The organism is Streptomyces sp. SID5910 (genome assembly GCF_009862125.1).
Taxonomy (GTDB): Bacteria; Actinomycetota; Actinomycetes; order Streptomycetales; family Streptomycetaceae; genus Streptomyces.
Window position 1 is genome coordinate 1 of record NZ_WWHX01000531.1, and the last position, 23,803, is coordinate 23,803.

A 23,803-nucleotide genomic window follows, 5' to 3' on the forward strand; every position below is an offset into this window, starting at 1 on the left:
CTGGAACGCGCCGAGGTGTCCGGCATGCCCGCCGCCGGACCGGTCGCCCGGCTCGCGGCCCAGGCCCGCGCCGACGGGGCGCGCGCCATGACGGTGCGGGCCCGCCGGGCGGCCGTCATGGTCACCGCGCCGGTGGGGCTGTGCTTCCTGCCCGCGTTCGTCGCGGTGGGCGTGCTGCCGGTGGTGATCGGCCTCGCCGACGGGGTGCTGGGCGGCGGAGGAGGTGGTGGGTGACGCGGCGGAACGGAACGGCGTGAGGCCGGCGAGCGGATGACGGACTGACTGACGAGCGAATGAACGACGGAACCGGACCTACGGGGGTTGTGATGAGTCGATTGGTACGGGCGCGGCTGCGTGCCCTGGTGTGCGGGGCACGAGCGGCATGGCGGCAGGCGGTGCTGCGGCGGGACGCGGGAATGGTCACTTCCGAGTACGCGATGGGCATCGTCGCGGCGGTGGCGTTCGCCGTGGTGCTCTACAAGGTGGTGACGAGCGGGGCGGTCAGCGCGGAGCTCCAGGGCATCGTGAAGAAGGCCCTCGATGCGCGGATGTGAGCGGTCGGCGGGACGGGGAGCCCGGGTGAGAGCCGACGGGGGGTTCGTGACGGCGGAGACCGCCGTGGTGCTGCCGGTGCTGGTGGGGTTCGCGATGGCGCTGGTGTGGGGGCTGCTGGTGGTCGCCGCTCAGATCCAGTGCGTTGACGCGGCCCGCACGGGCGCCCGCGCGGCGGCCCGCCAGGACCCGGCCGACGCGGTCGTCCAGGTCGCCCGGGAGGCCGCACCGAACGGCGCGCGGGTCACCGTGGCCCGGGAGGCGGACCGAGTCCGCGTGGTGGTGGTGGCCGCACCGCCGGTACTGCACGGCTTGCCCTTCGAGGTACGGGAGGAGGCGGTGGCCTCCGTCGAGCAGACGGTGAGCCCGGGGGTGGGCCAGGCGGGGGGCCCGGCGGATGGTCGCGGCACCGGGAGCCCGGCGGTGGGTCCGGCCCCGGGGCGCGCGGGGCACCCGGCAACGGGTCCGGAGCGGGGCCGGGCGGCCGACGCGCTGGCGGAGGAGGCGTCGGGTCCAGGCGGGGCGGTCAACGTGCTGGCGGAGGAGGCGTCGGTTCCAGGGCTGGGGCGGATGGCCGACGCGCCGGTGGGTGAGGCGGCGCGGCGGGGGCCGGACCGGATGGCCGACGCGCCGGTGGGTGAAGCGGCGCGGCCGGGGTCGGGTCGGACGGCCGACGCGCTGCTGGGCGAGGCGTCGCGAGCGGGGCCCAGCCGGGCGGCCGGCGTGCCGGTGGGCCCAGCGGCGGGGGCAGGGCCATGAGGGGCGGTCGTCCGCCTCGCCGGGCGACCGGACGGGACCCCGGAGGGGCCGACCGGGGGTCCGCCACCGTCTGGAGCGTCGGTGCGATCGCCGTCCTGTGCCTGGTGTTCGGCATCGTGCTGGCTCTGGGGCAGGCCGTCGTGGCCCGGCATCGCGCGGCCGGCGGGGCCGACCTCGCGGCGCTGGCGGCGGCCGACCACTGGTCGCTCGGCGGTACGGCGGCCTGCGCCCGCGCGGAGCGGATCGCGCGGGCCCAGGACACGCGGCTGGTGCGGTGCGTACTCACCGGCCAGGTCTCGGACGTGACGGCGGCGTCGGGCCGGGGGCCCTTCAGGGCGGAGATCCGGGCCCGCGCCGGTCCGGCGGAGTCGGGGCAGCCTCTCCCTCCGCCTGCGGACGCGGGGCAGCCTCCCCCTCCGCCGGCCGAGACGGGGCCCCCTCAGCCTCACCCTCGGCCTGCGTCGCCCTCGCCTCATCCCCCGCCCGCGCCGCCCGCGCCGCCCGCGCCGTCCCCGTCTCACCCTCCGCCCGCGCCGCCCCGCGCAGCAGCACCGTGAGGAGCCGCACCGCGCCCCGCTTGTGCAGCGGATCGTTGCCGTTGCCGCACTTGGGGGACTGGATGCAGGACGGGCAGCCGGCGTCGCACTCGCAGGAGGCGATGGCCTCCCGGGTGGCCGTGAGCCACGCCCGGGCCGTGTGGAAGGCGCGCTCGGCGAAGCCCGCGCCGCCGGGGTGGCCGTCGTAGACGAAGACGGTCGGCAGGAGCGTGTCGGGGTGCAGGGGGATCGACACGCCGCCGATGTCCCAGCGGTCGCACGTGGCGAACAGCGGCAGCATGCCGATCGACGCGTGCTCGGCGGCGTGCAGGGCGCCGCCGAGGATCTCCGGGGTGATCCGGGCCTCGTCGAGCTGGTCCTCGGTGACCGTCCACCACACCGCCCGGGTGCGCAGGGTCCGAGGAGGGAGGTCGAGCTTCGTCTCGCCCAGGACCTCGCCGGTGATCAGTCGCCGGCGCAGGAAGGAGACCACTTGGTTGGTGACCTCGACGGAGCCGAGGCACAGGCGTCCGTCGCCCCACGGGACCTCGACGTCGGTCTCGAGGACGGAGATCGACGTCGTGTCGCGGGCCACCGTGGAGTACGACGGCGTGGCCTGTTCGACCAGGGCGACGGAGTCCTCCAGGTCCAGGGACCGTACGAGGTAGGTGCGGCCCTGGTGGAGGTGGACGGCGCCCTCGTGGACGGTCGTGTGGGCGGCACCGGCGTCCACCGTGCCCAGCAGCCGGCCCGTCCCGGCCTCGACGACCTGGACCGGGCGCCCGCCCTCCCCGCGGATGTCGGTCAGGTCGGCGGCCCGCTCACGGCGTGTCCAGTGCCAGGCCCGGGTCCGCCGGCGCAGCAGCTTCGCCGCCTCCAGTTGGGGGAGCAGCTCCTCGCAGGCGGGGCCGAAGAGCTTCAGGTCGTCCTCCGTCAGGGGCAGCTCGGCCGCGGCGGCGCACAGATGGGGGGCGAGGACGTACGGATTGTCGGGGTCGAGGACGGTGGACTCCACCGGCTGGTCGAACAGGGCCTCCGGATGGTGGACGAGGAAGGTGTCCAGCGGGTCGTCCCGGGCGACCAGCACCGCCAGCGCCCCCTGCCCGGACCGGCCCGCCCGCCCGGCCTGCTGCCACAGCGATGCCCGCGTGCCCGGATAGCCGGCGATGACCACGGCGTCCAGGCCGGAGATGTCGACGCCGAGTTCGAGGGCGTTCGTCGCCGCGAGGCCGAGGAGTTCGCCCGAGTGCAGGGCGCGTTCCAGGGCGCGGCGCTCCTCGGGGAGGTAGCCGCCGCGGTAGGCCGCGACCCGCCGGGTGAGGGAGCGGTCGACCTCGCCCAGGCGCTCCTGGGCGATCACCGAGATCAGCTCGGCGCCGCGCCGGGAGCGTACGAAGGCGATCGAGCGCATGCCCTGCACGGTGAGGTCGGTGAGCAGGTCGGCGGCCTCGGCGGTGGCGGTGCGGCGGACCGGCGCGCCCTTCTCGCCCTCCAGTTCGGTCAGCGGCGGCTCCCACAGGGCGAACACCAGTTCACCGCGCGGCGAGGCGTCGTCGGCGACCTCGGCCACCGGCAGCCCGGTGAGCCGGCCGGCCGCCACGGAGGGCTCGGCGGCGGTGGCGGAGGCGAGCAGGAAGACGGGCGACGCGCCGTAGCGGGCACACAGTCTGCGCAGTCTGCGCAGCACCTGGGCGACGTGCGAGCCGAAGACGCCGCGGTAGGTGTGGCACTCGTCGATGACGACGTACTTCAGCGACTTCAGGAAGGAGGACCAGCGGGAGTGGGACGGCAGGATCCCGCGGTGCAGCATGTCCGGATTCGTGAGGACGTACGTGGCGTACTGGCGGATCCACTCGCGTTCCTCGAACGGCGTGTCGCCGTCGTACACGGCGGCCCGCACGGATGTGCCCAGCGGCCGTGCGAGTTCCTTCACGGACCGGCACTGGTCGGCGGCCAGCGCCTTGGTCGGAGCGAGGTAGAGGGCGGTGGCGCCACGCCCGTTCGGTGCCTCGGAGCCGTCGAGGAGCGTCGACAGGACCGGCACGAGATAGGCCAGGGACTTGCCGGACGCCGTGCCGGTGGCGACGACCACCGACTCGCCGTCCAGGGCGTGTTCCGCGGCCCGTGCCTGGTGGGCCCAGGGGTGTTCGATGCCCGCGGCCTGCACCGCGGCGACGACCTCCGGGCGAATCCGGTCCGGCCAGACGGCATGACGTCCCGCACGCGGGGGCAAGTGCTCCGTATGAGTGATGCGCGCAGCCCGGCTCGGTCCCGCGGCGAGCCGGCCCAGGACCGTGCCCGGATCCGGCCGGGAGCCGGTCCCCGCCGGGGGTCGATCGGATCGGTGATTGTCGGCCATCGGCACCGAGTGTGTCACTGGCGTGACGGACAATGGGACCAAGGCGTCGTGCACGCCTGCCGGTAAGTGATTGAATGCCATCGCGGCTGGCGAACCGTCCTGGGGGCTTCAAGCCGAGGTGTCCCGAGGGACGACCGCTCGATAGCAAGGTGCTGGAGGATCCGTGGACCTGTCCCTGTCGACCCGTACCGTCGGCGATCGTACGGTCGTCGAGGTCGGTGGCGAAATTGACGTATACACCGCGCCCAAGCTGCGTGAGCAGCTGGTCGAGCTGGTGAACGACGGGAGTTTCCACCTCGTCGTCGATATGGAGGGCGTGGACTTCCTCGACTCCACCGGGCTCGGCGTGCTGGTCGGCGGACTGAAGCGCGTGCGTGCCCATGAGGGCTCGCTGCGCCTGGTCTGCAACCAGGAGCGCATTCTCAAGATCTTCCGTATCACCGGCCTCACCAAGGTGTTCCCCATTCACACCTCGGTCGAGGAAGCGGTGGCGGCCACCGACTGACGACCGTTCCCGGGCCGTGTGCCCGGGACGACCGAACCAAGGAGGGGCCGGGCTGTCGGCGGCCCGGCCCCTCGACAGCACGCCCGTAGTACGAGGGGGATGCATGGCCACCGTCGAACTCCGCTTCAGCGCGCTGCCCGAGCATGTCCGTACCGCCCGTCTGGTGGCGGCCGCGGTGGCACGCAGGGCCGGAGTGGACGAGGCCGTCCTCGACGAGGTCAGGCTCGCCGTCGGCGAGGCCTGCACCCGGGCCGTGGGCCTGCATCAGCACGGCGGCATCACGGCGCCGGTCAACGTGTCGCTGATCGAGGAGGAGAAGCAGTTCTCCATCGAGGTCGGCGACAAGGCGCCGCACGCCGTGATCGGCCCGGGAGCTCCGGAAGCCGCCGCCGTCGAGGACGCGGAGACCGAGGAGGACGAGATGGGCCTCGCGGTCATCAGCGGCCTCGTCGACGACGTGGAGGTCTCGGCCGGCCAGGACGGCGGACGGATCCGCATGACCTGGCCGACCGCGCCGACGGTGCTGCCGCCGGTCTGACACCCACACCGCATCATCCGAAGGGCCCTACCTCGTAGGGCCCTTTGTCATGTGCGGAAGACGCAGGCCACGCCTACAGTGGTCCCGTGCGACGCCAAGTGAATTCATTCACTACCGATCGCGCGAAAAGAGATAATGCCGGAGGGGCATTACTACTTCCGGGGCCCTTCCGGTTGACAGGTGAATTCCCTTTGTCGTGCACTGTTTTGATCGGGTTCCGGTCCCTACAATCCCGTCCACATCTTGAGCTCAGCCCAAGCGTCAAGGAGGACGAATGGCGGAGCTTTCCACCTCTCATCAGTTGGGCGATGCCTCGACCGTCGCCGCCGCCGTACTGACCGACGGAAACCGCGCCCTGATCGCGGTCATCGCGGTCGTCGCGCTGGCCGCGCTGGTGCTCGCGGGAGTCCTGGTGCGCCAGGTTCTCGCGGCGGGCGAGGGCACCGACAGCATGAAGAAGATCGCGGCGGCCGTCCAGGAAGGCGCCAACGCCTATCTGGCCCGGCAGCTGCGCACGCTCGGCGTATTCGCCGTCGTCGTGTTCTTCCTGCTCATGCTGCTGCCCGCGGACGACTGGAATCAGCGTGCCGGACGATCGATCTTCTTTCTGATCGGCGCGGGCTTCTCGGCGGCGACCGGCTATATCGGCATGTGGCTCGCCGTGCGCAGCAATGTGCGTGTCGCCGCGGCGGCGCGGGAAGCGACACCGGCCCCCGGAGAACCGGAAAAGGATCTCACCCTCGTCTCGCACAAAGCGATGAAGATCGCCTTTCGCACGGGCGGCGTCGTCGGCATGTTCACGGTGGGACTCGGCCTCCTGGGCGCCTCCTGCGTGGTGCTGGTGTACGCGGCCGACGCGCCGAAGGTGCTGGAGGGCTTCGGCCTCGGCGCCGCGCTGATCGCGATGTTCATGCGGGTCGGCGGCGGCATCTTCACCAAGGCCGCCGACGTCGGCGCCGACCTGGTCGGCAAGGTCGAACAGGGCATTCCGGAGGACGATCCGCGCAATGCCGCGACCATCGCCGACAACGTGGGCGACAACGTCGGCGACTGCGCGGGCATGGCAGCCGACCTCTTCGAGTCGTACGCCGTGACGCTGGTGGCCGCGCTGATCCTCGGCAAGGTGGCCTTCGGCGACTCGGGACTGGCGTTCCCGCTGCTGGTCCCGGCGATCGGTGTGATCACGGCCATGATCGGCATCTTCGCGGTGGCGCCGCGGCGGGCCGACCGCAGCGGCATGAGCGCGATCAACCGGGGCTTCTTCGTCTCCGCGGTGATCTCGCTGGTGCTGGTGGCGGTGGCCGTCTTCGTCTACCTCCCCGGGAAGTACGCGGAGCTGGACGGCGTCACGGACGCGGCCATCGCCGGCAAGAACGGCGACCCGCGGATCCTCGCTCTCGTCGCCGTGGCGATCGGCATCGTGCTCGCCGCCCTGATCCAGCAGCTCACCGGCTACTTCACGGAGACCACCCGGCGGCCCGTCAGGGACATCGGCAAGACCTCGCTCACCGGTCCCGCCACCGTCGTCCTCGCCGGTATCTCCATCGGTCTCGAATCCGCCGTCTACACCGCCCTGTTGATCGGCCTCGGCGTCTACGGGGCCTTCCTGCTCGGCGGCACGTCCATCATGCTGGCGCTGTTCGCGGTGGCGCTGGCCGGCACCGGCCTGCTCACCACGGTCGGTGTGATCGTCGCCATGGACACCTTCGGGCCGGTCTCCGACAACGCGCAGGGCATCGCCGAGATGTCCGGCGACGTCGAGGGCGCCGGCGCCCAGGTGCTCACCAACCTGGACGCCGTCGGCAACACCACCAAGGCCATCACCAAGGGCATCGCCATCGCCACGGCCGTCCTCGCGGCCTCCGCGCTGTTCGGGTCGTACCGCGACGCCATCACCACCGGCGCGCGGGACGTGGGCGAGAAACTCAGCGGCGACGGTGCGCCGATGAGCCTGATGATGGACATCTCGCAGCCCAACAACCTCGTCGGGCTCATCGCGGGCGCGGCGGTCGTCTTCCTCTTCTCGGGGCTGGCGATCAACGCGGTGTCGCGGTCGGCGGGTTCGGTGGTCTTCGAGGTGCGGCGGCAGTTCCGGGAGAAGCCCGGGATCATGGACCACACCGAGACACCGGAGTACGGCAAGGTCGTCGACATCTGCACCAGGGACGCCCTGCGGGAACTCGCCACTCCCGGGCTGCTCGCGGTGCTGGCGCCCATCTTCATCGGGTTCACGCTCGGCGTGGGCGCGCTCGGCGCGTTCCTGGCCGGCGCGATCGGCGCGGGCACGCTGATGGCGGTGTTCCTCGCCAACTCCGGCGGCGCCTGGGACAACGCCAAGAAACTCGTCGAGGACGGCCACCACGGCGGCAAGGGCAGCGACGCCCACGAGGCCACCGTCATCGGCGACACGGTCGGCGACCCCTTCAAGGACACCGCGGGCCCCGCCATCAACCCGCTGCTGAAGGTGATGAACCTGGTGGCGCTGCTCATCGCGCCCGCGGTCATCAAGTTCTCCTACGGCGCCGACAAGAGCGTCGGCGTGCGGGTGCTGATCGCGGTCGTCGCGTTCGCCGTCATCGCCGGGGCGGTGTACGTGTCCAAGCGGCGCGGCATCGCGGTGGGTGACGAGGACAACACCGACCAGGAACCCAAGTCGCCCGATCCGGCGGTCGTTTCGTAGACCGCGTTTCGGGCGGCGGCGAGCGGGCCTGTTCAAAGCACGGGCGGACAGCGCGTACTGACGCGTCGTCCGCCCGTGCGGCGCGTCCGCACGCCCTCGCCGTGAGCCTTCTCTCTCTTGGTGCAAATGGCTGCAATACGGTCTTAATGGCTGTTCGTCCTGCGAGTGTCCCCCATCCGGCGTGTATGTTCCGGGGCCGAGAGCCATGGAAGGGACCAATCCGGTGAACAAGAAGCTCGCGGCCGCACTGTCCGGCGGTGCGGTACTGGTACTGGCGCTGACGGGATGCAGCAGCGACGACGGCAACGACAAGCTGGACGCCTGGGCCAAGCAGGTCTGCGACGCGGTGCAGCCGCAGGCGAAGAAGATCGAGTCCGCCAACGCCGCGATCCAGAAGGAGACCTCGGACAACAGCACGCCGGAGCAGGTCCAGAAGACCGACGCGAAGGCCTTCCAGGACATGTCCGACGCCTACAAGGCGATGGGCAGCGCGGTCCAGAACGCCGGGGCGCCGAACGTCGACGACGGCGAGAAGAAGCAGCAGGACGCGGTCAAGGAGCTCAACGGCCTCTCGGCCTCGTACGCCTCGCTGAAGAAGCAGGTGGAGGGCCTCGACACCAAGGACCAGGCGAAGTTCGCCGACGGCCTCAAGGACGTCGCCACCGAGCTGAACAAGCTCGGCAAGTCCGGCAGCGACGCGCTGAAGACCCTGGAGGAGGGCGACGTCGGCAAGGCGATGGCCCAGCAGCCCAGCTGCAAGTCGGCCACCCCGGTGGCACCGTCGGCCGCCGGCTGACACCAGGGCACGGCGAGGACGGCGGCCGGGACGAACCGGCCTCCGTCCGGGGGGCGCGAGGCGGAGCGCGGGCCACAATGGGGGTGTGAGTAACGCCAGCCTCTCCCCCCTGCCCTCCGCCGACCGCACCGACGTCACCGCGCGGCTGCGGGACGCCCTGCTCGGGGCGTCCTTCACCGCCGACGGACTGCTGGAGCTGCTCGGCGCCCCCGCCTACGCGGCCCTGTCGCGCAGCGAGACCGTGCCCGCGCTCCGGGCCACCCGCGGCGACACGCCGCTGGAACTGCTCGTCCGGCTGTTCCTTCTCCAGCAACCGGTGCCCCACGCGCGCGCGGCGGACGTCCTGCCCGTCGACGCGTGCCTGGAGAGCGGCTGGCTCGTGTCCGTCGACGGCGAGCTGGCGGCCACCGTGGACGTACGGCCGTACGGCGGGCCCGACGGCGAGGACTGGTTCATCGTGTCCGACCTCGGCTGCGCGGTCGGCGGCGCGGGAGGCATCGGCAGCCGCGCGGAGGGCGTCGTCCTCGGCGTCGGCGGCGCCTCCATGACCCTCGCCGGCCTCACCGTACGCACCCCCGTCTCCGCCGCCCTCGACCTCGGCACCGGCTCCGGCATCCAGGCGCTGCACGCCGCCCGGCACGCCACGCGCGTGACGGCGACGGACGTCAACCCGCGCGCGCTGCACATCACCGCGCTCACCCTCGCCCTGTCCGGGGCCCCGGCCGCCGACCTGCGCGAGGGCTCGCTCTACGAGCCGGTCGACGAGGACGACACCTACGACCTGATCGTGTCGAACCCGCCCTTCGTGATCTCGCCGGGGGCCCGGCTGACCTACCGGGACGGCGGGATGGGCGGGGACGATCTGTGCCGCACGCTCGTTCAGCAGACGGGGGAGCGCCTGAACGAGGGCGGGTTCGCGCACTTCCTCGCCAACTGGCAGCACGTGGAGGGGGAGGACTGGACGGACCGGCTGCGCTCCTGGGTGCCGCGCGGCTGCGACGCGTGGATCGTGCAGCGCGAGGTGCAGGACGTCACGCAGTACGCCGAGCTGTGGCTGCGGGACGCGGGCGACCACCGCGGCGACGAGGCCGAGTACCAGGCGCGGTACGACGCGTGGTTGGACGAGTTCGAGGCGCGCAAGGTCAGGGCCGTCGGCTTCGGCTGGATCACCCTGCGCAGGACGGCGGCCGCGGAGCCGTCGGTCACGGCGGAGGAGTGGCCGCACCCCATCGAGCAGCCGCTCGGCGAGACGGTGCGGGCGCACTTCGCCCGCCTCGACTACCTGCGCGAACACGACGACGCCGCCCTCCTGGAGGCGCACTTCGCGCTGGCCGCCGAGGTCGTCCAGGAGCAGGTCGGGCTGCCCGGCGCCGAGGACCCGGAGCACGTCGTGCTGCGCCAGAACCGCGGCATGCGCCGGGCCACCCGCGTCGACACCGTCGGCGCCGGCTTCGCGGGCGTCTGCGACGGCACCATGAGCGCAGGCCGCATCCTGGACGCCATCGCCCAGCTGGTCGGCGAGGACCCGGTGGCGCTGCGCGACCGCACGCCCGCACAGATCCGGCTGCTGGTGGAGCAGGGGTTCCTGGAACCGGCGTAGGCAATTCCCGCGGCGGTCTGCCGCTCCGGTGCGAACCCGAGGGAACGCGCCACGGGCAGGACCCGTCGGCTCCCCGTTCACCTCGGGTTCGCCTGCCCGCCGCCCACGCGTGTCAGCCTCCCGGAGGCTGGACACTCGCGGACGGGGAAAAGGGGCACGTGGACCATGGAGAGCGGGCCGGCGATCTTCGCGGGAACGGTGTTCGCCCTGTTCGGGGGCTGCCTGCTGGTGTGGATCGCGACCCGGGTGCGGCACGGCCGGCCCGTCGCGCTCGGTGTGAGGCCTGTCGCATCGGCGACCGTCGCGAGCGTCGTCGCCGTGGCCGCCCTGATCGCCGGGGCCTGGTGCCTGACGCGCGTGTGAGGGGCCGGATCCGGACGCCCGCCGGGAGCCCGCCCCGGTAATCGGGGGATCGCGCTCCGGATACGCGCATCGTGGCTGGTCGGCACTCCGGGCGGCAGGAACAGGGTTCGTCGGGTTACCGTTCGAGTGGCCGTTGCGGGCTTTTCCCGTTTGACACGGGGGCGGGAGGTACCGTCACACTCCGCAGCGTCACGACCGAAACGCAGCACGACCCGAACCCGGGAGCATCGCCTGGGTCAGGCCCCAGTGTCGACCGGAGAGAAGAGCGAAGTTGTCCCCGACCAGCGAGACCGCGAACGGCGGCCGCCGACTCGTCATCGTCGAGTCGCCTGCCAAGGCGAAGACGATCAAGGGCTATCTCGGCCCTGGCTACGTCGTCGAGGCGAGCGTCGGGCACATCCGTGACCTTCCCAGCGGCGCTGCCGAGGTGCCCGAGAAGTACACCGGCGAGGTCCGCCGCCTCGGTGTGGACGTCGAACACGACTTCCAGCCGATCTATGTGGTCAACGCTGACAAGAAGGCGCAGGTCAAGAAGCTCAAGGACCTGCTGAAGGACTCCGACGAGCTCTTCCTCGCCACCGATGAGGACCGCGAGGGCGAGGCCATCGCGTGGCACCTCCAGGAAGTCCTCAAGCCGAAGATCCCGGTCAAGCGCATGGTGTTCCACGAGATCACCAAGGACGCCATCCGGGCCGCCGTCGCCAACCCGCGCCAGCTCAACCAGAAGCTCGTGGACGCCCAGGAGACCCGCCGCATCCTCGACCGCCTCTACGGCTACGAGGTCTCGCCGGTCCTGTGGAAGAAGGTCATGCCGCGCCTGTCGGCCGGCCGTGTCCAGTCCGTCGCGACGCGGCTCGTCGTCGAGCGGGAACGCGAGCGCATCGCGTTCCGCTCCGCCGAGTACTGGGACCTGACGGGCACCTTCGGCACGGGCCGCGCGGGCGACGCCTCCGACCCGTCGTCGCTGGTCGCGCGCCTCCAGACCGTCGACGGCCGGCGCGTGGCGCAGGGCCGCGACTTCGACTCGCTGGGCCAGATCAAGAGCGCGAACACCCTCCACCTCGATGAGGCGAACGCCCGCGCGCTCGCCGCCGCGCTGGAGAACACGCGCTTCGCGGTCCGCTCGGTCGAGTCCAAGCCGTACCGCCGCTCGCCGTACGCCCCGTTCCGTACGACGACGCTTCAGCAGGAGGCGAGCCGCAAGCTCGGCTTCGGCGCGAAGGCGACCATGCAGGTCGCCCAGAAGCTGTACGAGAACGGCTACATCACCTACATGCGTACGGACTCGACGACGCTGAGCGAGACGGCGGTCGCCGCCGCCCGCGCCCAGGTCACGCAGCTGTACGGCGCCGACTACCTGCCGCCCCAGCCGCGCACGTACGCCGGCAAGGTCAAGAACGCGCAGGAGGCGCACGAGGCGATCCGCCCCTCCGGCGACCGCTTCCGCACGCCCGCCGAGACCGGGCTGACCGGCGACCAGTTCAAGCTGTACGAGCTGATCTGGAAGCGGACCGTCGCCTCCCAGATGAAGGACGCGACCGGAAACAGCGTCACCGTGAAGATCGGCGGCACGGCCGCCGACGGCCGGGACGTCGAGTTCAGCGCCTCCGGCAAGACCATCACCTTCCACGGCTTCCTCAAGGCCTACGTCGAGGGCGCCGACGACCCGAACGCCGAGCTGGACGACCGCGAGCGCCGGCTGCCGCAGGTCGCCGAGGGCGACGCGCTGACGGCCGAGGAGATCACGGTCGACGGCCACGCCACCAAGCCGCCGGCCCGCTACACCGAGGCGTCGCTGGTCAAGGAGCTGGAGGAGCGGGAGATCGGCCGCCCGTCGACGTACGCGTCGATCATCGGCACGATCCTGGACCGCGGCTACGTGTTCAAGAAGGGCACGGCGCTCGTCCCGTCCTTCCTGTCCTTCGCCGTGGTCAACCTCCTGGAGAAGCACTTCGGCCGGCTCGTCGACTACGACTTCACCGCCAAGATGGAGGACGACCTCGACGCCATCGCCCGCGGCGAGGCCCAGTCCGTGCCGTGGCTGAAGCGGTTCTACTTCGGCGAGGGCCCCGGTGAGGGCGGCGCCGCCGACGCCGGCAACGGCGACGGGGACCACCTCGGCGGTCTCAAGGAACTGGTGACCGACCTCGGCGCGATCGACGCGCGCGAGGTGTCGTCCTTCCCCGTCGGCAACGACATCGTGCTGCGCGTCGGGCGCTACGGCCCCTACGTCGAGCGCGGCGAGAAGGACTCCGAGAACCATCAGCGCGCCGACGTCCCCGAGGACCTGGCGCCGGACGAGCTGTCCGTGGAGCTGGCCGAGGAGCTGCTCGCCAAGCCGAGCGGCGACTTCGAGCTGGGCACCGACCCGGCCACCGGCCACGCCATCGTCGCCAAGGACGGCCGCTACGGCCCGTACGTCACCGAGGTGCTCCCCGAGGGCACCCCGAAGACCGGCAAGAACGCCGTGAAGCCGCGGACGGCCTCGCTGTTCAAGTCGATGTCCCTGGACACGGTCACCCTGGACGACGCCCTCAAGCTGATGTCGCTGCCGCGTGTCGTCGGCACCGACGCCGAGGGCGTCGAGATCACCGCGCAGAACGGCCGCTACGGCCCGTACCTGAAGAAGGGCACGGACTCGCGGTCGCTCACCTCCGAGGACCAGCTCTTCACGATCACGCTGGAGGAGGCGCTGGCGATCTACGCCCAGCCCAAGCAGCGTGGCCGGGCGGCGGCCAAGCCTCCGCTGAAGGAGCTGGGCACCGACCCGGTCAGCGAGAAGCCCGTCGTGGTCAAGGACGGCCGCTTCGGCCCGTACGTCACCGACGGCGAGACCAACGCGACCCTGCGCTCCGGCGACAGCGTCGAGGAGATCACGCCCGAGCGCGGCTACGAACTGCTCGCCGAGAAGCGCGCCAAGGGGCCCGCCAAGAAGACGGCGAAGAAGGCCCCGGCCAAGAAGACCACCGCCAAGAAGGCCCCGGCCAAGAAGGCGGCGGCGAAGAAGACCGCGGCCAAGACGACGGCCGCCAAGAGCACGGCCGCCAAGACGACGGCGAAGAAGACGGCCAAGACCGCCACGAAGACGGCCACCAAGAAGACGGCCGCCTCCCCGGCGTCGGAGGACTGAGGAGTGGCCTGAGCCGGTCTCAGGCCTCCACACGGCACCCGCTGTCGTTCGCTGAGCGAACGCCCCGGCATCGATTCGGTGTCGGGGCGTGCGTCTGTTCGGCCGGGTACCACGGGCTGTCGGTGGCGCCCGATAGGCTGAACGCATGACGCGAGCCGAGCAGCCAACGGCCCCTCACCCCGCCCCGGACGACGCCCTCGTCGCGGACTCCCGCGAGCGCGCCGTCCGCGCCCTGCTGCGCCGACCGCAGTTGAGGCGGTTGTGGAGCGCACAGCTCGTGGGGGGTGTCGGCGACACCCTCGCCCTGCTGGTGCTGGTCCTCCTCGCCGTACAGGCCGCCATAGGCGCGGGCTCGTTCGGCGGGGGCTACCGGGGCGTGGCGTTCGCAGTGGCGACCGTTTTCGGCGTACGCATCCTCGCGACGCTGCTCTTCGGCGCGGTCCTGCTGGGCCCGCTCACGTCGCTCACCTCGCAGGACGGTCCGCTCGACCGCCGCTGGACCATGGTGGGCGCGGACGGCCTGCGGGCGGCGCTGCTGATCGTGGCGCCGCTGTGGATCGACTGGACGCCGGACGACGCCCTCGCCGTCCTCCTGGTGACCGGCTTCGTCACCGGCGTCGCCGAGCGCTTCTGGACGGTGTGCCGGGAGAGCGCGGCCCCCGCGCTGCTGCCGGCGCCGCCCCTGGAGGGCGCGACGGTACGGCCCCTGCCGGACCACATGGACGCCCTGCGCCGCCTGTCGCTGCGCACCGGGTTCGTGGCGATCCCCCTCGCCGGCGCCGTGCTCGTCGTCGCCGGACTGCTGAACAACCTGCTGGGCGCCGGCGTCGAGTGGTTCGCCCAGCACCAGGCGGCCCTCGCCTCCTACGTCGCGGCCGGACTGTTCGCCGCCTCCTTGTCCCTGGTGACCTTCCTGGAGCTCCCCGGGACGCGCACGCCGCGCGCCCGGTCGCCGCTGGAGGGCATGCGCCGCCCGCGGACGGCCGCCGGCGTCGACAAGGGCCGCACCGGCGCCCTGCCGCTGCTGGTGCTCGCCTGCGCGGCCGTCGCCGCCGCCGTGTCCGCCGCGGTCGCCGTGGCGGTGCTGCACGCCAAGGACCTGGGCGGCGGCCCGGTCCTGTACGGGCTGATGGTCGGCGCCCTGACCGGCGGAGTGGTCGTCGGCATCCGCACGGCCCCCGCCCTGCTGCCCTCGCTGTCGCGCCGGCGGCTGCTGTCGCTGGCGATCGCCTTCGTCGGCGTCGCCCTGCTGGCCGCCGGTCTCGTCCCCGACGTCACCACCGTGCTGCTGCTCCTCGCCCTGGCCGGCGTCGGCGCGGGTGTCGCCGCCAACACCGGGCACGCGCTGCTCGACCAGGAGACCGAGGACGCCCGCCGGACGCGGACGGCCGAGCACCTGCACGCCGTCGTCCGGGTCCATGTGGCGCTCGGCGCGGTCGTCGCGCCCGTGGTGGCCGCGGCGATCGGGCCGCACCGCCTGGAGAACGGCAAGTTCGTCTTCGCGCACGGCGGCGCCGCGTTCGTGCTGATGCTGGTCGGCGCGCTGCTGCTGCCGGTGGCCGCGCTGGTGCTGGCCAAGGTCGACGACCGTTCCGGTGTGCCGCTGCGGCACGACCTGAAGGACGCGCTGCTCGGCGGCGACGACCCGGTGCCGACCCCCGCGGCGAACGGTTTCTTCATCGCCCTGGAGGGCGGCGACGGCGCCGGGAAGTCCACCCAGGCCCAGGCGCTCGCCGAGTGGATCCGGGGCAAGGGGCACGAGGTCGTGCTGACCCGCGAGCCGGGTGCGACGCCGGTGGGCAAGCGCCTGCGGTCCATCCTGCTGGACGTCTCCAGCGCCGGTCTGTCGCACCGCGCGGAGGCGCTGCTGTACGCCGCCGACCGCGCGGAGCACGTGGACACCGTGGTCCGGCCCGCCCTGGAGCGCGGCGCCGTGGTCATCTCCGACCGCTACATCGACTCCTCGGTGGCCTACCAGGGCGCCGGGCGCGACCTGTCGCCGACCGAGATCGCCCGCATCAACCGCTGGGCGACCGCCGGGCTCGTACCGCACCTGACGGTCCTGCTGGACGTGCCGCCGGAGACCGCGCGCGAGCGGTTCACCGAGGCGCCGGACCGGCTGGAGTCGGAGCCCGCCGAGTTCCACGCGCGCGTGCGCTCCGGTTTCCTGACCCTGGCCGCCGCCGACCCCGGCCGCTACCTCGTCGTGGACGCCGGCCAGGAGCCCGAGGCCGTCACCACCGTCGTACGCCACCGGCTCGACCAGGTGCTGCCGCTGTCCGAGGCCGAGATCAAGGCCCGGGAGGAGGCGCGCCGCAAGGCCGAGGAGGAGGCCCGGCGCAAGGCCGAGGAAGAGGCCGCGCGCAAGGCCGAGGAGGAGCGCCTGGAGCGTGAGCGCCTCGAACAGCTGGAGCGGCTGCGCGCCGAGGAGGAGGAGCGCAAGCGGCGCGAGCTGGAGGAGGCGCAGCGGCGCGAGGCCGAGCGGCAGGCCGAGGAGGCCCGGCAGCGGGCCGAGGAAGCACGCCGGAAGGCCGAGGAGGAGCGGGCCCGGCTTCTCGCGGAGGAGAAGGCCCGCGCCGAGGAGGAGGCCCGTCGCAAGGCCGAGCAGGAGCGGCTCCGCAAGCAGGCCGATGAGGAGGCGCGGCTGCGCGCCGAGGCCGAGGCCCGGCGCCTGGAGAAGCAGCGCAAGGCCGAGGAGGCCCTGATGCGGGCCGAGGAGGCACGCCGGGCGGCGGAGCAGGCTGCGGCCGCCGCGGCGGCGGGCCCCGGACCGGCGGCTCCGCCCGTGGCGAACGCCCCCCGACGCGCTCCGGCGGCCCAGGACCCGTCCGACGCGCTGACCGTCCCGACGCCCGTCGTGACGCCGACGAACGCCTCCGGCGGTCCGGTGGAGGACACGGCGGTACTGCGGCCGGTGCGGGACACCGGGGACGACGAGCGCGGCGAGGAGCGTGGCGACGACCGGGGTGACGAACGCGGAGACGAGCGCGGCGAGCGTGGCGAGGCCGGGGGCCGGGCCCGCGGTGGGCGCGGCGACGACGGCCGGGCGTCCGGCGTGTCCGAGTCCGAGGTGACGGCCGAGCTGCCCAAGCCGCCCGTGCCGCCCGGCGCCTCGGACGAGACGGCGGTGCTGCCGGCCGTGGAGCCCCGGGACGCCGACGAGACGGCCGTGCTGCCGCCCGTGACGCCGGGAGCCGCGGACGAGACGGCGGTACTGCCCCCCGTGCGCGGGGACGATCCGGCCGCTCCCGTCCGCGGGGACGATCCGGCCGACCGGGTTCCGCCGGGCTACTTCCGGGAGGAGCGCCCGGCCGGCACCGAGCGCCCGAGGGAGCCCCAGGACACCACGCGCGAGCTGCCCCAGATCGACCCCGACGAGGCACCGCCGCGCAGGCGCCGCTCCGACTGGGCCGAGGAGACCCCGCTGGACGACCTGCCGACCCTGGCGGACGAGCTGCTCGGCCCGCGGGACGACGACCGCGAGGACGGCCGCGACGGCGACGGGGGAGGCCGCGACAAGGGAGGCCGCGGGAGGGGCCGGGGACGTCGCTGACCGGCGCCCGCCGCCGGCCCGGCGCCCGTTGTCAGAGGCGGCCCCCACAATGGAGGGCGTGGCGCAGAGTGTGCGGCGGAGTGTGACGGAAGGACGGCGTGACCCATGACCGTGTGGGACGACCTCGTCGGGCAGGAGAGGGTGAGCGAGCAGCTCGCCGCCGCCGCCCGGGACGCCGACGCCTTCGTCACCGCCGCCGCGGCCGACGGTCCGCTGCCCGAGGCGTCGAGCATGACGCACGCCTGGCTGTTCACCGGCCCGCCCGGCGCGGGGGTGACGCAGACGGCGCGGGCCTTCGCCGCCGCGTTGCAGTGCGTGAGCCCCGACCGCGCCCTCGGCGGCGTTCCCGGCTGCGGCTTCTGCGACGGCTGCCACACGGCGCTCGTCGGCACCCACGCCGACGTCAGCACGGTGACCGCCGTGGGCGCCCAGATCCTCGTGGACGACATGCGGGACACCGTCCGCAAGTCGTTCACCTCGCCGGCGACCGGCCGCTGGCAGATCATCCTCGTCGAGGACGCCGAGCGGCTGAACGAGAAGTCGGCCAACGCCGTCCTCAAGGCCGTCGAGGAGCCCGCCCCGCGCACGGTGTGGCTGCTGTGCGCCCCGTCCGTCGAGGACGTCCTGCCCACGATCCGCTCCCGCTGCCGCCACCTGAACCTGCGCACGCCGTCGGTCGACGCCGTCGCCGACATGCTCGTACGCCGCGAGGGCGTCGAGCCCGAGGTGGCCGCCGCCGCTGCCCGCGCCACCCAGGGCCACGTCGACCGGGCCCGCCGCCTGGCCACCGACCCGGCCGCCCGGGAGCGCCGGGCCGCCGTGCTGAAGCTGCCGCTGCGCGTGGGTGACGTCGGCGGTGCGCTCAAGGCGGCCCAGGAGCTGGTGGACGCGGCGGCCGAGGACGCCAAGCAGCTCGCCGAGGAGATGGACGGCAAGGAGACCGAGGAGCTGAAGGCGGCGCTGGGCGCGGCCCAGGGCGGCCGGCTGCCGCGCGGCACGGCGGGCGTGGTGAAGGAGCTGGAGGACCGGCAGAAGCGCCGCAGGACGCGTACGCAGCGCGACAGCCTCGACCTGGCGCTGACCGACCTGACCGCCTTCTACCGCGACGTGCTGGCCGTCCAGCTCGGCTCCCGCGTGGCCATCGCCAACGCGGACGCCGGCGACGTGCTGGAGCGACTCGCCCGGGACGGTTCACCGGAGGCCACCCTGCGCCGCATCGAGGCGATCGCCGCCTGCCGCGACGCCCTCGACCGCAATGTGGCGCCGCTGCTCGCGGTGGAGGCGATGACGATGGCGCTGAGATCGGGCTGACGAGGCCCCCGACGGCGGTTGACCGAGGACTCGTTCGGGGCACGACGAGCACATAGGGCGTTCGTGTCGTCGCGGAGAGTTACGCTCGCTGGATGGACACCAGGCGCACCCACCGCAGAACCCGTACCGGAACCACCCTGCTCGCCGCCGCGCTGCTCGCCACCGCCTGCTCGGCCGGGGGCGCGTCGACGTCGGCCGGTTCCCCGGCCGCGGAGGAGGCGGCCGGGGCGACCAAGGCCGCGCAGATGACCCTGGCCGCGCTGCCCGAGTCCACGCCGTCGTCCCTGGCGCCGTACTACGGGCAGAAGCTGAGCTGGCGGGACTGCGGTGTCCCCGGCTTCCAGTGCGCCACGATGAAGGCGCCGCTCGACTACGCGAAACCGGCCGACGGTGACGTACGCCTCGCCGTGGCGCGCAAGAAGGCCACCGGCCCCGGCAAGCGGCTCGGCTCCCTGCTGGTGAACCCGGGCGGCCCGGGCGGCTCCGCGATCGGCTACCTCCAGCAGTACGCCGGCATCGGCTACCCGGCGGAGGTCCGCGCCCAGTACGACATGGTGGCCGTCGACCCGCGGGGCGTGGCCCGCAGCGAGCCCGTGGAGTGCCTCGACGGGCGGAAGATGGACGCGTACACGCAGACGGACGTCACCCCGGACGACGCCGGGGAGACGGACCGGCTGGTCGACGCCTACAAGGGCTTCGCCGAGGGCTGCGGGGCGGACGCGCCGAAGCTGCTGCGGCACGTGTCGACCGTCGAGGCGGCCCGGGACATGGACGTCCTGCGGGCGGTGCTGGGCGACGAGAAGCTGTCCTACGTCGGCGCCTCGTACGGCACGTTCCTGGGGGCGACGTACGCGGGCCTGTTCCCGGACCGGGCGGGGCGCCTCGTGCTGGACGGCGCGATGGACCCGTCCCTGTCCGCGCGCCGGCTGAACCTGGAGCAGACGGCGGGCTTCGAGACGGCGTTCCAGTCGTTCGCGAAGGACTGCGTCCAGCAGGCGGACTGCCCGCTCGGCGGCAAGGGCACCTCTCCCGACCAGGTCGGCAAGAACCTGAAGGCCTTCTTCGACGACCTGGACGCCAAGCCCGTCCCCACCGGGGACGCCGACGGCCGCAAGCTCACCGAGTCCCTGGCCACGACCGGGGTGATCGCGGCGATGTACGACGAGGGCGCGTGGCAGCAGCTGCGCGAGTCGCTGAGCGCGGCGATGAAGCGGCACGACGGCGCCGGCCTGCTCGTCCTGTCGGACAGCTACTACGAGCGCGAGGCCGACGGCAGCTACAGCAACCTGATGTCCGCCAACGCGGCGGTGAACTGCCTGGACCTCCCGGCGGCCTTCTCCTCCCCGGACCAGGTGCGCGAGGCCCTGCCCGACTTCGAGAAGGCGTCCCCCGTCTTCGGCGAGGGCCTCGCCTGGTCCTCCCTGAACTGCGCCTACTGGCCCGTCCAGCCCTCGGGCGAACCGCACCGCATCGAGGCAGCCGGCGCCACCCCGATCGTCGTGGTCGGCACCACCCGCGACCCGGCCACCCCGTACCGCTGGGCCCAGGCCCTGGCCGACCAGCTCTCCTCGGGCCGCCTCCTCACCTACGAGGGCGACGGCCACACCGCCTACGGCCGCGGCAGCACCTGCATCGACTCGGCGATCAACACGTACCTCCTGCGCGGCACCCCACCGGCGAACGACACCCGCTGCTCGTAACGGCCCCACCCGCCCCACTCGCCCCGGAGGCCCGGCCCCGGGGCGGGTACGAAGCACCCCCGGAAACTGTGTAGACTTACCGACGTTGCTGATCGCACCATGGTGCACACAGCACGCCGCCTTAGCTCAGATGGCCAGAGCAACGCACTCGTAATGCGTAGGTCTCGGGTTCGAATCCCGAAGGCGGCTCCGAGAAGGCCCAGGACAGACAAGCTCTGTCCTGGGCCTTTGTGCTTCATGTGTACAGGTGTGCAGGGGGCGTGCAGAACGTGCCGGTCAGGTTGATCCGCAGTACGCGTTCTCACTCCTGCGCGGGCATCTCGGTCAGCTGCCGGCCGCTGGACGGGACGCCGGTGTTGTTGACCGCCACGTCCGGCCGCCCGGACTCGGCGACGGTCCGGCCGATCGCCGAGCGGGCGGAGTCCTCGTCGGCGATGGCGACCGGGGCAGCGATCGCCCGCCCGCTCCGGTGACCAGACCGGCCTTGCCGGTGAGGTGGCTCACACCAGCGCCTCGTGGTTCGCCCACGCGGCCTTGAACGGGTAGCGGGTGCGCCAGGTGTCGAAGACCTCGCCGACCTCCGGCGCGGCGAACACGGTCCCCAGTGCCTCCACGTCGGCGGCGCCGAGCTGGACGACGACGGTGGCGATGAAGGCCGGGATCTGCTCCTCGCCGGGGACCGGGATGTGGCGCTGTGCGGCGAACGTCTGGAGCACGCCGGTGCCCTTCGCGGCCTTCTCGAGGTCCGCGAGGTACTGGTTCAGGTCGGTGTCGGGAATCGGTTCGGTGAACTGTACGAACATGGTGTGCTGAATCATTGCTCAATATGAACAGCGGATACCCGGCAGCGTCCAAGACTTCTTCCGCAGGCATTCGATAACCTGAGGGAATGGATCTGCTGGAGGTCAGGGAGCTGCGGTACTTCGTCACCGTCGCCGAGGAACTGCACTTCGGCCGCGCCGCTGACAGGCTCGCCGTCGCGCAGCCCGCCCTGTCGAAGACCATCAAGCGCATCGAGGCCCGGCTGCGCGTCACGCTCTTCGACCGCACCAGCCGCAGCGTCGTACTGACGCCCGCGGGTGCGGCCCTGCTGGAGCACGGACGGCATGCGCTGAACGCGATGACGGTCGCCGTGCAGAACTCCCGCCGCGCCGCCGACGACGCACCGTTGAGGTTCGTGATCAAACCCGGAGGAGACGCGAACCTGCTCTCCGGGATCCTCGCCGCCTACGCGGAGCGGCCCGGTGCCCGGCGGGTCGACATCCTCTTCAGCGGCGCCACCGACCGCACCGATCACCTGCGTGACGGGCGCGCCGACGCGGGCCTGCTCTACGCCCCGTTCGACGACCTCGGCGGGCTGGCCACCGAGACCCTCCACGTCGAGGACCGGGTGGCCGTCCTCCCCGAGAACCACCGGCTCGCCGGGCGCGACGGTATCTCCCTGGACGACCTCAGTGACGAGGTCTTCCCGCGGTGGTCGGGTGTCCCCGGCGGCGGGAGTGGCCCCGAGGTCGCCGATGCCGGCGAACTCACCGCTCTGGTGCGGATCGGCCGCGTCGTCGCCGTCCTGCCCCGCTCGCTCGTCACGCCCGTGCCGCCTGGCATCGTGTGTGTCCCTGTCCCCGACGCGGGACCGAGCCGGATCGTCATCGCCCGCCGGGACGACGACCGGCGGGAGCACGTCACCGCCCTGATCGCCGCCGCCGCATCGTGGCGGACAGCATCGGCGACCCACGTGGGCGGGCGCGCTTCCTGAATGCCGTTCCGCTCGGTCAGGACCGGCCGCGGCGTCCGCCCGTCATCCGAGCGAGGGACCGGTCGGCGCCGGCGGTCACTTCGCGTCCGCATAGCACTCCACCACCGCTGTCGTGAACGGGAAGCGGACCGGTGTCGGGCCGAAGGTGAGGTGGCCGGCCAGGTCGGAGGCCTCGCGGATGGCCGTGACGACCCTGTCCGCCTCCTCCTCGGGGCAGTGCACGATGACCTCGTCGTGCTGGAAGAAGACCAGTTCGGCCGCCATGTCCGCCAAGGTCTGCCGCAGTGCGGCGAGCATCAGCAGGGCCCAGTCGGCGGCGCTGCCCTGGACGACGAAGTTGCGGGCGAAGCGGCCTCGGGCGCGGGCGTTGGTCGAGGCGTAGCCCGGCACCCACTCCTGCGTGCCGGGGGCGTCCTGGGGGATGCCCGCCTCCTCGGCCGGGTCGTCGTCCGGCGTTCCGGCGGCCGGTGGGCAGGTGCGGCCCAGCCAGGTTCGTACGAGGCGGCCCTCCTCGCCCGCGCGGGCCGCGTCGTCGACGTACGCCACCGCCCGGGGAAAGCGGCGTCTGAGGGCGGCGAGGTTCTTCAGGCCGTCGCCGGAGGTCTGGCCGTACACCGCGCCGAGCACCGCGAGCTTGGCCTGGGCGCGGTCGCCGGAGAAGGCGCGGTCGGACACCGACTGGTAGAGGTCGGTCTCCCGGCCGGCCACCTCCATCAGCCCGGGGTCGCGGGAGATCGCGGCGAGGACGCGTGGCTCCATCTGGTCGGCGTCGGCGACGACCAGGCGCCAGCCCGGGTCGGCCACGGCGGCCCGCCGGATCACCTTGGGGATCTGGAGCGCGCCCCCGCCGTTGGTCACCCAGCGTCCGGTGACGGTGCCGCCGGCGAGGAACTCGGGGCGGAAGCGGCCGTCGCGCACCCAGTCCTGAAGCCAGGACCAGCCGTGGGCGACCCAGATCCGGTAGAGCTTCTTGTAGGCGAGCAGGGGCTTCACGGCCGGGTGGTCGACCGACTCCAGCTCCCAGCGGCGGGTGGAGCCGACCTTGATGCCGGCCCGGGCGAACGCCTTGACGACGTCGGCGGGCAGGTCCGGCCGCACCCGGTGCCCGAACGCGGCGGACACCTCCTCCGCCAGCTCGGCCAGGCGGCGCGGCTCGCCCCCGCCCGCGTACCGCTCGCCGAGCAGGTCGTGGAGGACCTCGCGGTGCACGTCGGCCCGCCAGGGCAGTCCGGCGCGGTTCATCTCGGCGGCGACCAGCATCCCCGCCGACTCGGCCGCCGTCAGCAGCCGCAGCCGGTCGGGGTGCGCGGACCGGTCGTGGCGGCGCTGCTGCTCCGCGTAGACGGCGAGGAGGTCGTCCAGGGGGACGTGCACGCCCTGCGGTTCGAACAGCGGGGACTGCGCGCCCGGTTCTGCGGAGCGCTGGGGCGGGTCGGGCGGTACGGGGCCGCCGCGCAGGCGGGCGAGTGCGGCGGCGGCCGAGTGCGGCTGCCCGTACCGCCCCTCGTGGCCGAGCAGGAGGGTCTCGGCGGCCTCCACGTCGTAGCACCGCTCCACTCGCACCCCCGTGGCGAGCAGGCGCGGGTAGATCTCCGCGGTCGAGCGCCAGACCCACCGGGTGACGTCCGGCCGGGTGCGTACGGCCTCGGCGAGGCCGGGCTCCCA

General features: G+C 73.0%; 15 protein-coding genes, 1 tRNA gene and 3 pseudogenes. 16 read left to right on the forward strand and 3 right to left on the reverse strand.

All coding sequences use genetic code 11. The features are described from left to right. The 4 genes and pseudogenes from GTW67_RS18600 to GTW67_RS18615 form a co-directional block, all read left to right on the forward strand. Positions 1–234: pseudogene (locus GTW67_RS18600) on the forward strand (type II secretion system F family protein); the annotation flags it as partial. Between the two features lie 92 nt (positions 235–326). After that, positions 327–554 (forward strand): DUF4244 domain-containing protein, encoded by a 228-nt coding sequence (locus tag GTW67_RS18605; RefSeq protein WP_161165948.1) that lies wholly within the window; start codon positions 327–329, stop codon positions 552–554. Continuing rightward, positions 541–924: pseudogene (locus tag GTW67_RS18610) on the forward strand (TadE family type IV pilus minor pilin); the annotation flags it as partial. The gene GTW67_RS18605 and the pseudogene GTW67_RS18610, both read left to right, overlap by 14 nt. Before the next feature lie 383 nt (positions 925–1,307). After that, positions 1,308–1,613: pseudogene (locus tag GTW67_RS18615) on the forward strand (Rv3654c family TadE-like protein); the annotation flags it as partial. Between the two features lie 28 nt (positions 1,614–1,641). Here the strand turns inward: GTW67_RS18615 and sftH are convergent. Beyond that, positions 1,642–4,287: a DNA 3'-5' helicase SftH gene (sftH, locus tag GTW67_RS18620; RefSeq protein WP_237518923.1), complete on the reverse strand. Its 2,646-nt coding sequence runs from the start codon at positions 4,285–4,287 to the stop codon at positions 1,642–1,644. An 82-nt stretch (positions 4,288–4,369) separates the two neighbouring features. On the opposite strand from sftH, the gene bldG reads away from it, so the two are divergent. The 11 genes from bldG to GTW67_RS18675 all read left to right on the forward strand — a co-directional run bounded on the left by bldG (position 4,370) and on the right by GTW67_RS18675 (position 20,571). Continuing rightward, positions 4,370–4,711, forward strand: a complete 342-nt coding sequence (gene bldG, locus GTW67_RS18625) for an anti-sigma factor antagonist BldG (protein WP_003975386.1) — start codon at positions 4,370–4,372, stop codon at positions 4,709–4,711. Positions 4,712–4,814: 103 nt separating this feature from the next. Further along, positions 4,815–5,249: an ATP-binding protein gene (locus GTW67_RS18630; RefSeq protein ID WP_161165950.1), complete on the forward strand. Its 435-nt coding sequence runs from the start codon at positions 4,815–4,817 to the stop codon at positions 5,247–5,249. A gap of 274 nt (positions 5,250–5,523) precedes the next feature. After that, a complete protein-coding gene (locus GTW67_RS18635) occupies positions 5,524–7,929 on the forward strand; it encodes a sodium-translocating pyrophosphatase (protein ID WP_161165951.1) in 2,406 nt (801 codons plus the stop codon). Between the two features lie 205 nt (positions 7,930–8,134). Beyond that, positions 8,135–8,725, forward strand: coding sequence for a nucleoside/nucleotide kinase family protein (locus GTW67_RS18640; protein WP_161165952.1), 591 nt, complete (start codon positions 8,135–8,137; stop codon positions 8,723–8,725). 85 nt (positions 8,726–8,810) lie between these two features. After that, the gene (locus GTW67_RS18645) at positions 8,811–10,325 is read left to right on the forward strand and encodes a DUF7059 domain-containing protein (RefSeq protein WP_161165953.1); all 1,515 of its coding nucleotides are present in this window, start codon (positions 8,811–8,813) and stop codon (positions 10,323–10,325) included. Between the two features lie 165 nt (positions 10,326–10,490). After that, positions 10,491–10,688 carry a hypothetical protein gene (locus GTW67_RS18650; protein ID WP_161165954.1) on the forward strand — a complete coding sequence of 66 codons (198 nt, stop codon included), beginning with the start codon at positions 10,491–10,493 and terminating at the stop codon, positions 10,686–10,688. A gap of 271 nt (positions 10,689–10,959) precedes the next feature. Continuing rightward, positions 10,960–13,818, forward strand: a complete 2,859-nt coding sequence (gene topA, locus GTW67_RS18655; RefSeq protein ID WP_161165955.1) for a type I DNA topoisomerase — start codon at positions 10,960–10,962, stop codon at positions 13,816–13,818. Positions 13,819–13,963: 145 nt separating this feature from the next. Further along, complete coding sequence (gene tmk, locus GTW67_RS18660) at positions 13,964–17,371, forward strand: dTMP kinase (RefSeq protein ID WP_161165956.1); 3,408 nt, start codon at positions 13,964–13,966, stop codon at positions 17,369–17,371. 105 nt (positions 17,372–17,476) lie between these two features. Next, positions 17,477–18,682 carry a DNA polymerase III subunit delta' gene (locus GTW67_RS18665; RefSeq protein ID WP_161165957.1) on the forward strand — a complete coding sequence of 402 codons (1,206 nt, stop codon included), beginning with the start codon at positions 17,477–17,479 and terminating at the stop codon, positions 18,680–18,682. A gap of 92 nt (positions 18,683–18,774) precedes the next feature. Next, entirely contained in the window at positions 18,775–20,382 is a 1,608-nt protein-coding gene (locus GTW67_RS18670; protein ID WP_161165958.1) for an alpha/beta hydrolase, read from the forward strand. A gap of 115 nt (positions 20,383–20,497) precedes the next feature. Then, positions 20,498–20,571: transfer RNA gene (locus GTW67_RS18675), tRNA-Thr, on the forward strand. 311 nt (positions 20,572–20,882) lie between these two features. Here GTW67_RS18675 and GTW67_RS18680 read toward each other — a convergent pair. Then, positions 20,883–21,200 carry a hypothetical protein gene (locus GTW67_RS18680; RefSeq protein ID WP_161165959.1) on the reverse strand — a complete coding sequence of 106 codons (318 nt, stop codon included), beginning with the start codon at positions 21,198–21,200 and terminating at the stop codon, positions 20,883–20,885. 71 nt (positions 21,201–21,271) lie between these two features. Here GTW67_RS18680 and GTW67_RS18685 point away from each other — a divergent pair, with 71 nt between their 5' ends. Then, on the forward strand, positions 21,272–22,138 hold the full coding sequence (locus GTW67_RS18685; protein ID WP_161165960.1) for a LysR family transcriptional regulator: 867 nt from the start codon (positions 21,272–21,274) through the stop codon (positions 22,136–22,138). A gap of 75 nt (positions 22,139–22,213) precedes the next feature. On the opposite strand, the gene GTW67_RS18690 is transcribed toward GTW67_RS18685, so the two are convergent. Further along, on the reverse strand, positions 22,214–23,803 hold a 1,590-nt coding region (locus GTW67_RS18690; RefSeq protein WP_161165961.1), incomplete at its 5' end, for a bifunctional 3'-5' exonuclease/DNA polymerase.